The sequence below is a fragment of the Streptomyces katrae genome, assembly GCF_000966975.1.
GTDB lineage: Bacteria > Actinomycetota > Actinomycetes > Streptomycetales > Streptomycetaceae > Streptomyces > Streptomyces katrae.
Genome location: NZ_JZWV01000881.1, coordinates 1 through 8,865, shown reverse-complemented (window position 1 = coordinate 8,865; position 8,865 = coordinate 1). Strand labels below are relative to the sequence as shown.

Here is an 8,865-nt window from a genome sequence, read left to right as displayed (position 1 = left end):
CCCCACGACCCCCAAGCACCCCGAGAGCCCCCTGAGCCCCGTGCCCCCCACGCACGCCACGCGCCCCCTGTACCCCCTGTACCCCCCGCGTCCTACGCCTCCGTGCCGCCACCGGCGATCACCTTCCCCACGTCCACCGGAAGCCGCAGGGTGAACACGGCCCCGCCCTCCGGTCCGTTCGCGGCCGTGATGTCGCCGCCGTGGATGTGCGCGTTCTCCATGGCGATCGACAGGCCCAGTCCGCTGCCGTCCGACTTCGGCCGGGAGGCGCTGGCCTTGTAGAACCGGTCGAAGACGTGCGGCAGCACCTCCTCCGGGATGCCCGGCCCGTTGTCCTTGACGGCGACGACCAGCCATTCCCCGTCGACCCGTACCGACACCCGTACCGGCGAGCCGCCGTGCTTGAGGGCGTTGCCGATGAGGTTGGCCAGGATCACGTCGAGGCGGCGCGGGTCGAGCCGGGCCACGATGCCGCGGCCGGCGTCGACCTCGACGGCGTCCAGCCAGGCCCGGGCGTCGATGCAGGCGGTGACCTGGTCGGCGACGTTCACGTCGTCGAGCACCAGGCGCGCGGTCCCCGCGTCGAAGCGGGTGACCTCCATCAGGTTCTCCACCAGGTCGTTGAGCCTGCGGGTCTCGCTGACCACCAGGCCCACCGCGGGCGCGATCATCGGGTCGAGGTCGTCGACCTCCTCCTCCAGCACCTCGGCCACCGCCGTCAGGGCGGTGAGCGGCGTGCGCAGCTCGTGGCTCATGTCGGCCACGAACCTCCGGCTCGCCTCCTCCCGCGCGCTCATGTCGGCGACCTTCTTCTCCAGCGCCTCCGCCGTCCGGTTGAACGTGCGCGACAGATCCGCGAGTTCATCGGTCCCCGACACGTCCAGCCGGTGGTCGAGTTCGCCCTCCCCCAGCCGGCGCGCCGCCTCGCCGAGCCGCTGTACGGGCTTGAGCACGGTTCGTGCCGCGGCCTGCGCGAGCAGCGCCGACCCGAGCAGGGCCAGGCCGGTCGCGATGGTCAGGGACCAGCCGAGCGCGTTGAGGTCGTCCCGCTCCGTCGCCAGGGACTTGTACATGTAGCCGGTGGGTCCGCCGCCGACGATCCGCGTGCCGCCGACCAGGTAGGGCTTGCCGCCGGGCTTCGTGCGCTGCCAGTACATGTGGTACTCGGCGTCGTTGGCGGTCGTGGTCTTCTGGCGGTCGTTCACCGCGTGCTGGAGGGACTTCGGTACGTCGTCCAGCCCGAAGGAGGTCGCGCCGGCGGCGCCGAACACCAGCCGCTTGTCCTTGCGCTCGTGGACGAGCAGCACGCTGTACCCGGGGCTGCTGCCCGCCATCAGCTCGGCGGTGCGCTGCAGTTCCTCGGGGGTGGGGTCGGCGGGCAGGGCCGCGGCCCGGTTCTGCATCTCCTGGCGGAAGTCGCCCAGGGCCGCGTCCTGGGTACGGGTGAGCACCGCCTCGCGGTTGAGCCAGTAGGCGATACCGGAGGCGGAGACCGCGGCCACCAGGGCGACCAGGGCGAACACCACGAGCAGCCGCACCCGCAGGCTGGTCCAGCGCCGGCCCGCGAAGAGGGCCTTGGTCACTGCGGGGAGTCCAGCCGGTAGCCGACACCCCGGACGGTACGGATCAGCGTCGGTGACGAGGGCACTTCCTCGACCTTGGCGCGCAGTCGCTGTACGCACGCGTCGACGAGGCGGGAGTCGCCCAGGTAGTCGTGTTCCCACACCAGCCGCAGCAGCTGCTGGCGGGAGAGCGCCTGGCCGGGCCGGCGGCTGAGTTCGAGCAGCAGCCGCAGCTCGGTCGGCGTCAGCTGCAGGTCCTCGCCGTTCTTGGTCACGGTCATGGCGGCCCGGTCGATGACGAGCGAGCCGAAGACGGCGGAGTCACTGGCCTCGCGCTCGCCGCGCCGCAGCACGGCGCGGATGCGGGCGTCGAGCACCCGCCCCTGGACGGGCTTGACGACGTAGTCGTCGGCTCCGGACTCCAGGCCCACGACGACATCGATGTCGTCGCTGCGCGCGGTGAGCAGGATGATCGGCAGCTGGTCGGTGCGGCGGATCCTCCGGCACACCTCGAAGCCGTCGATCCCGGGCAGCATGACGTCGAGCACGATCAGGTCCGGCCGCTGCTCGCGGAGCAGTTTCAGGCCGTCCTCACCCGTCGCCGCGGTGGCCACACGGTGGCCCTGGCGGGTCAGGGAGAGTTCGAGGGCCGTGCGGATGGCGTCGTCGTCCTCGATCAGCAACAGGAAAGGCACGGGCTCATTCTGTCCCATCGGCCGTCGGGACTTCGACCGTCGCGCGCGACGGATCCTGCGACGCATCCCCGGACGATCCCCCGACGCATACCGGCGGATCCCCGAAGGACCCGGCGACGGATCCCCGCAAGAACCGGCGGCGGATCCCCGCAGGACCCGGCGGCGGTTCCGGCCCGGGAGCGGCCAAAGACGGCTGTGACAGTGCTGTGACAGTCGACGGACACGCCGGTTAAGTCGGCCGGGCAGTCTTTTGTCATCGAAACACGGACCGAAGCAGACTCCACGACGGGGGGCGCGAGATGAACACGCTGCACAGCACCACCACCAGCGCGGTTGTCACGCGGCTGCACGACGCGAACCGCCGGGCAGGTGTCCGTACGGTGCCGGGCTCCCGGCGACAGGCTCGCGTCGTAGCCATTGACGCGAACCAGTACCAGGCGGTTCCCGCCCAGCGGACCCCTTCCTCTTCCTCCCCGTCCTCCTCCTCGGAGGCGGAGTTCACCGCGTACGTCCAGGAGCGGCGCGCGGCCCTGTACGCGACGGCCTTCCACCTCACCGGCGACCGCCACGAGGCCGAGGACCTGCTGCAGAGCGCCCTGTTCTCCACGTACCGGGCCTGGGACCGGATCAGCGACAAGGCGGCGGTGGGCGGTTACCTGCGCCGGACGATGACGAACCTGCACATCAGCGCGTGGCGCCGGCGCAAGCTCAACGAGTACCCGACGGAGGAGCTGCCGGAGACGGCCTCCGACACGGACGCGATGCGCGGTACGGAGCTGCGCGCGGTGCTCTGGCAGGCGCTGGCCCGGATCCCGGAGCCGCAGCGCACGATGCTGGTGCTGCGCTACTACGAGGGCCGCACGGACCCGGAGATCGCGGAGATCCTGGGCATCAGCGTCGGCACCGTGAAGTCGAGCATCTGGCGCTCGCTGCGCCGGCTGCGCGAGGACGAGGTGCTGAGCTTCGGGCGGGACGAGGCGGAGTCCTTCGGGGAGCTCGTCGCGTAGCACCACACATCACAGACCACAGACCACCGGCCAGGGGGTCCGTCCTACGGGGGTGGGACGGAGGCCATGGGGGGGATGGGGGCGGGATCAGGCGGCCGGGGGTCCGCTTGGTCCCGCCTCCTCTTTTTGCGTGCGCGGGGCTACGCCGCCGCCGCGGTGCTCGCCGAGCGGTGGCGGCCCGCGGCCGCCGCGGCGAGCCGGCCCAGGGCCTCCCAGGGCCTCGTCGCCGCCGCAGGCGTGGGCGCCGAGGGCGACGTGGCGGGCGACGATGCCGCGCTCGGCCCGCATCAGGCGCAGGCCCCGGCGCAGCAGGAACGGCAGGGACTTGCGGCCCTCGCGCAGGTCGCGGGCCAGTCGCCGGCGGAAGGTGGTGGAGGGCCGGCCGCGCAGGCAGATCGCGTCGGCGAGGATGCCGAGCTCCTGGCAGCGGGCGGCGATGTCCGCGGCGAAGATGCCCTCCGCGATGAACAGCGGGGTGCGGGAGATGTCCAGGGTCTCGGTGCCGGTGCGGGAGCTGGTCGCGATGTCATAGACGGGGACCTCGGTGCGGCCGGACCGGCAGAGTTCGGCGACGGCGGCCACGGCGACGTCGGCGTCCCAGGACTGCGGCGAGTCCCAGTCGATGTCCGAGCTGCCCTCGACCAGGGGGAGGGTCGGATCCGTCCCCTCCTTGTAGAAGTCGTCCAGGCGCAGTACGGGCAGCCCCGAGCGGGCCGCCAGCGAGGACTTGCCGGAACCCGAGGGACCGGTCAGGAGCACGACGCGCGTCGGGAGGGGAGATGAACAGCTCACGGGAGACCAGTGTGCGGCATTACCCGGCGTATCAACACACTGCCGACAGCCCCTGCGACCGGTCTCACACGGTGGGTTGGAACCGGAGACTCCCCCTCGACTACGCTGTGTGCGCACGCGACTACGACCACAGGCGGGAACCAATGGCACGTCACGCAGCCTCCGACCCCTCTCCGCAGCGGCTCCGCTCCGCCGGACTGACCCTCTCCCTGGCCGGGGCGGCCCTGGCCATGGCGGCCGGCGGGGCGCAGGCCGGTGAGCTGGACCCGGCGGCGGCCGTCTCCGGGGTCGTCGACCCGATCGCCAACCTGAAGGTGAACCCCCTCGCCCACACCGGCGTGGACCCCCTCGACAACGGGGTGGGCACGAAGGTGGCCGACTTCCCTGCGGTGGGGACCACGATGGTCACGGGGGTGCTGACGCAGGGGCCGTCGGTGAAGGAGATCCCGGAGGCGGCCGTCTCCTCGCTGCTGGGGCCGGTCCTGCCGAAGGGGTAGCCGTACCGGCGCGCGAAGGCCCCGGCAGCGCGAAGGCCCCGGCAGCACGGGGGGGATTGGCTGCCGGGGCCGGTTCACGTGGGGCCGTGGGGCGGGGTTCCTAGTAGGAGGAGCCGCCCGAGCCCAGCGATCCGGTGGGGTGCCAGACCGTCTTGGTCTCCAGGAACGCCGTCATGCGGGACGTGCCCGGGTCGGCGGTCCAGTCGTCCACAGGCTGTGGACGCAGGACGCGCTTGAGGTTGTCCGCGGCGGCGATCTCCAGCTCCTTGGCGAGGGCCGTGCCGGCGCCCGCGAGGTCGATCGCATTGACGTCCTGGTGGGCCGCGAGGTGCGGGCCCATCTCGGCGGCCTTGCCGGAGAGGATGTTGACGACGCCGCCCGGCAGGTCGGAGGTGGCCAGCACCTCGCCCAGGGACAGGGCGGGCAGCGGGGCCTTCTCGCTGGCGATGACGACGGCGGTGTTGCCCGTCGCGATCACGGGGGCGATCACCGAGACCAGGCCCAGGAAGGACGAGTCCTGCGGGGCCACGACCGTGACGACGCCGGTCGGCTCCGGGGTGGAGAGGTTGAAGAACGGGCCCGCGACCGGGTTGGCCCCGCCCACGACCTGGCCGATCTTGTCGGTCCAGCCCGCGTACCAGACCCAGCGGTCGATGGCCGCGTCCACGACCGCCGCCGCCTTGGACTTCGACAGGCCCTCGGCCTCGCCGACCTCGCGGACGAACTGGTCGCGGCGGCCCTCCAGCATCTCGGCGATGCGGTAGAGGATCTGGCCGCGGTTGTAGGCCGTGGCCCCGGCCCAGCCGCCGAAGGCCTTGCGTGCGGCGACGACCGCGTCACGGGCGTCCTTGCGGGAGGACAGCGGGGCGTTGGCCAGCCAGTTGCCCTTGGAGTCGCTCACCTCGTACACCCGGCCGCTCTCGGAGCGGGGGAACTTGCCCCCGACGTACAGCTTGTAGGTCTTGAAGACGCCCAGACGCGCCGAGGACTCAGACATCGAGGTAGGCCTCCAGACCGTGGCGGCCGCCCTCGCGGCCGAAGCCCGACTCCTTGTAGCCGCCGAAGGGCGAGGTCGGGTCGAACTTGTTGAACGTGTTCGCCCACACCACACCCGCGCGGAGCTTGTTGGCGACCGCGAGGATGCGGGAGCCCTTCTCCGTCCAGATGCCGGCGGACAGGCCGTACTGGCTGTTGTTGGCCTTGGCGACGGCCTCGTCCGGGGTGCGGAACGTCAGCACGGACAGGACCGGGCCGAAGATCTCGTCACGGGCGACGGTGTGCGCCTGGGTGACGTTCGTGAAGAGCGTCGGGGCGAACCAGTAGCCGGAGGACGGCAGCTCGCAGGCCGGGGACCAGCGCTCGGCGCCCTCGGCCTCGCCCGTGTCGGCCAGGGCCGTGATCCGGGCGAGCTGCTCGGCGGAGTTGATCGCGCCGATGTCGGTGTTCTTGTCCAGCGGGTCGCCCAGGCGCAGGGTGCTCAGGCGGCGCTTGAGGGAGTCGAGGAGCTCGTCGTGGATCGACTCCTGGACCAGCAGGCGGGAGCCCGCGCAGCAGACCTGGCCCTGGTTGAAGAAGATGCCTGTGACGATGCCCTCGACGGCCTGGTCGATGGGGGCGTCGTCGAAGACGATGTTCGCGCCCTTGCCGCCCAGCTCCAGGGTGACCTTCTTGTCGGTGCCGGCGATCTGGCGGGCGATGGCCTTGCCGACCGCGGTGGAGCCGGTGAAGGCGACCTTGTTGACGTCGGGGTGGGCGACGAGTTCGGCGCCCGCGTCCCCGTAGCCGGGGATGATGTTGACGACGCCCTTGGGGAGACCGGCCTGGCGGCAGATGTCCGCGAAGAACAGCGCCGAGAGGGGGGTGGTCTCCGCCGGCTTGAGGACGACGGTGTTGCCGGTGGCGAGCGCCGGGGCGATCTTCCACGCGAGCATCAGCAGCGGGAAGTTCCACGGGATGACCTGGCCGGCCACGCCGAGGGGGCGCGGGTTCGCGCCGTAGCCCGCGTGGTCGAGCTTGTCGGCCCAGCCCGCGTAGTAGAAGAAGTGCGCGGCGACCAGGGGGAGGTCCGCGTCGCGGGTCTCCTTGATCGGCTTGCCGTTGTCGAGGGTCTCCAGGACGGCGAGCTCGCGGCTGCGCTCCTGGATGATCCGGGCGATGCGGAAGAGGTACTTGGCGCGCTCGGAGCCGGGCAGCGCGGACCACTTCTCGAAGGCGCGGCGGGCGGCCTTCACGGCGCGGTCGACGTCGGCGGCACCGGCCTGGGCGACCTCGGCCAGGACTTCCTCGCTGGAGGGGCTGACGGTCTTGAAGACCTTGCCGTCGGCGGCGTCGGTGAACTCGCCGTCGATGAAGAGCCCGTAGGAGGGGGCGATGTCGACGACCGAGCGGGACTCGGGAGCCGGTGCGTACTCGAAGAGGGATGCCATGGTGATCAGTCCACCGTCACGTAGTCGGGTCCGGAGTAACGCCCGGTGCTCAGCTTCTGGCGCTGCATGAGCAGGTCGTTCAGCAGGCTGGAGGCGCCGAAGCGGAACCACTCGTTCGTCAGCCAGTCCTCGCCCGCGGTCTCGTTGACCAGGACCAGGAACTTGATGGCGTCCTTGGTGGTCCGGATGCCGCCGGCCGGCTTCACGCCGATCTGGATTCCAGTCTGCGCCTTGAAGTCGCGGACGGCTTCGAGCATGAGCAGGGTGTTGGCGGGGGTGGCGTTGACGCCGACCTTGCCGGTGGAGGTCTTGATGAAGTCGGCGCCCGCGAGCATGCCGATCCAGGAGGCGCGGCGGATGTTGTCGTACGTCGACAGCTCGCCGGTCTCGAAGATGACCTTGAGGCGGGCCGCGGTCCCGTCGGGGCGGACGCACGCCTCCTTCACGGCCTTGATCAGCTCGTACGTCTCCAGGTAGCGGCCGGCGAGGAAGGCGCCACGGTCGATGACCATGTCGATCTCGTCGGCGCCGGCGGCGACGGCGTCACGGGTGTCGGCCAGCTTGACCGGCAGGGCGGCGCGGCCCGCGGGGAAGGCGGTGGCGACGGAGGCGACCTTGACGTCGGCGCCGTTCAGGGCCGCCTTGGCGGTGGCCACCATGTCGGGGTAGACGCAGACCGCGGCGGTCATGGGCGTCGTCCGGTCGAGGGGGTCGGGGTGGACGGCCTTGGCGGCGAGCGACCGGACCTTGCCCGGGGTGTCCGCACCCTCGAGCGTCGTCAGGTCGATCATCGAGATGGCCAGGTCGATGGCGTACGCCTTGGCCGTCGTCTTGATCGAGCGGGTGCCGAGGGAGGCCGCGCGGGCCTCCAGTCCGACTGCGTCGACGCCGGGCAGCCCGTGCAGGAAGCGGCGCAGCGCGCTGTCGGACGTCGTCACGTCAGCGAATGCGGTGAGGGTGGTGGGCATGGTCACCAGATGAGCATATCTACGCGCGTAGCGACCTGTCACCCCCCTCGTGCACATCTGCGCGTGACGTCCGTCATCGGTGCACCGGCCACCGTGCACCGGTGGCCGCCGGGCGGCCATGCGGCACAATCGGCGGCATGAGCACACCCTCCGCCCATGAGCCGGCCTATGCAGACCGCGTCTACCGCTCCCCCATGGCCGTCGTCACCGGGGTGCTGATCCTGGCGATGATCGTCTGGCTGTGCGGGGACGCCGTGGTGCGCGGCGTGGGCGACGGCCGGTGGATCGGGCTCGCCGCCGCGCTGTGCGCCGTGCCGCTGACCGTGGCGTTCACCATCCGGCCGGCCGTCTTCGCCAATGAGGACCGGATGCGGGTCCGCAACCCCTTCCGGACCATCGAGCTGCCGTGGGGCGTGGTGGACGCCGTGCGCGCCGGGTACTCGGCGGAGGTGCTGGCGGACGGGGCGAAGTACCAGCTCTGGTCGGTGCCGGTGTCGCTGCGCGAGCGGAAGAAGGCGAACCGCTCCGCCGGCCGGCGCGAGGCGCTGGGCGGCGGGGGCGCGGGCGGCGCCGGGGACAAGGCGGCGCCGGTCGCCCGGGCGTCCGCCGACAAGGCCGTGGACGAGCTGACCGAGCTGGCCGAGCGCGGCGCCGCCCGGCCGGGCGCGCAGGGGTCGGTCCGCGTGCGGTGGGCCTGGGAGATCATCGTCCCGGCGGTGCTGGGCGCGGTGGCGCTCGGCGTGCTGCTGGTCGTCTGACGGACGCCGCCGGCCGGGGGCCGCGTCCGGCCCCGGTACGGGCACCGGAGTCCTGGACTAGAGCGAGATCGCGACGACCTTCTCGGCGGCGATCCGCACGACCAGCCGCACCACCTCGGCCGGCTCGGGCGGCGGGTCCTGTCCGAGGTAGTGCCGGGAC

At 71.9% G+C, this 8,865-nt stretch carries 8 protein-coding genes and 1 pseudogene; 3 read left to right on the top strand and 6 right to left on the bottom strand.

All coding sequences use genetic code 11. The features are described 5' to 3' along the window. Window positions 1-92: 92 nt before the first annotated feature. A complete protein-coding gene (locus tag VR44_RS28730) occupies window positions 93-1,583 on the bottom strand; it encodes a sensor histidine kinase (protein WP_045950530.1) in 1,491 nt (496 codons plus the stop codon). Continuing rightward, a complete protein-coding gene (gene afsQ1, locus VR44_RS28725) occupies window positions 1,580-2,257 on the bottom strand; it encodes a two-component system response regulator AfsQ1 (RefSeq protein WP_185117195.1) in 678 nt (225 codons plus the stop codon). The genes VR44_RS28730 and afsQ1 overlap by 4 nt, the downstream gene beginning before the upstream one ends. A 299-nt stretch (window positions 2,258-2,556) precedes the next feature. Between afsQ1 and VR44_RS28720 the strand changes: the two genes are divergently transcribed. Next, a complete protein-coding gene (locus VR44_RS28720) occupies window positions 2,557-3,264 on the top strand; it encodes a SigE family RNA polymerase sigma factor (RefSeq protein ID WP_045950529.1) in 708 nt (235 codons plus the stop codon). A 140-nt stretch (window positions 3,265-3,404) separates the two neighbouring features. Here the strand turns inward: VR44_RS28720 and VR44_RS28715 are convergent. After that, window positions 3,405-4,200: pseudogene (locus VR44_RS28715) on the bottom strand (uridine kinase family protein). Here VR44_RS28715 and VR44_RS28710 point away from each other — a divergent pair. After that, window positions 4,200-4,553, top strand: coding sequence for a hypothetical protein (locus VR44_RS28710; RefSeq protein WP_045950528.1), 354 nt, complete (start codon window positions 4,200-4,202; stop codon window positions 4,551-4,553). The pseudogene VR44_RS28715 and the gene VR44_RS28710 overlap by 1 nt on opposite strands. 100 nt (window positions 4,554-4,653) lie before the next feature. On the opposite strand, the gene VR44_RS28705 is transcribed toward VR44_RS28710, so the two are convergent. Genes VR44_RS28705 through deoC form a run of 3 tightly spaced genes read right to left on the bottom strand, consistent with a single transcriptional unit; the run spans window position 4,654 to window position 7,947 of the window. After that, window positions 4,654-5,550 (bottom strand): aldehyde dehydrogenase family protein, encoded by an 897-nt coding sequence (locus VR44_RS28705; protein WP_045950527.1) that lies wholly within the window; start codon window positions 5,548-5,550, stop codon window positions 4,654-4,656. After that, entirely contained in the window at window positions 5,543-6,979 is a 1,437-nt protein-coding gene (locus VR44_RS28700; RefSeq protein WP_045950526.1) for an aldehyde dehydrogenase family protein, read from the bottom strand. Before VR44_RS28700 ends, VR44_RS28705 begins: the two co-directional genes overlap by 8 nt. A 5-nt stretch (window positions 6,980-6,984) precedes the next feature. Then, window positions 6,985-7,947: a deoxyribose-phosphate aldolase gene (deoC, locus tag VR44_RS28695; protein WP_094191973.1), complete on the bottom strand. Its 963-nt coding sequence runs from the start codon at window positions 7,945-7,947 to the stop codon at window positions 6,985-6,987. Between the two features lie 137 nt (window positions 7,948-8,084). On the opposite strand from deoC, the gene VR44_RS28690 reads away from it, so the two are divergent. Continuing rightward, window positions 8,085-8,705, top strand: a complete 621-nt coding sequence (locus VR44_RS28690; RefSeq protein WP_045950524.1) for a PH domain-containing protein — start codon at window positions 8,085-8,087, stop codon at window positions 8,703-8,705. The last annotated feature ends 160 nt before the right edge of the window (window positions 8,706-8,865 follow it).

What these genes read in the sequence shown, in the direction of transcription:
- VR44_RS28720 (WP_045950529.1), top strand. Translation starts at nt 2,557, where the DNA reads ATGAACACGCTGCACAGCACCACCACCAGCGCGGTTGTCACGCGGCTG.
- VR44_RS28710 (WP_045950528.1), top strand. Translation starts at nt 4,200, where the DNA reads ATGGCACGTCACGCAGCCTCCGACCCCTCTCCGCAGCGGCTCCGCTCC.
- VR44_RS28705 (WP_045950527.1), bottom strand. Translation starts at nt 5,550, where the DNA reads ATGTCTGAGTCCTCGGCGCGTCTGGGCGTCTTCAAGACCTACAAGCTG.
- VR44_RS28700 (WP_045950526.1), bottom strand. Translation starts at nt 6,979, where the DNA reads ATGGCATCCCTCTTCGAGTACGCACCGGCTCCCGAGTCCCGCTCGGTC.
- deoC (WP_094191973.1), bottom strand. Translation starts at nt 7,947, where the DNA reads ATGCCCACCACCCTCACCGCATTCGCTGACGTGACGACGTCCGACAGC.
- VR44_RS28690 (WP_045950524.1), top strand. Translation starts at nt 8,085, where the DNA reads ATGAGCACACCCTCCGCCCATGAGCCGGCCTATGCAGACCGCGTCTAC.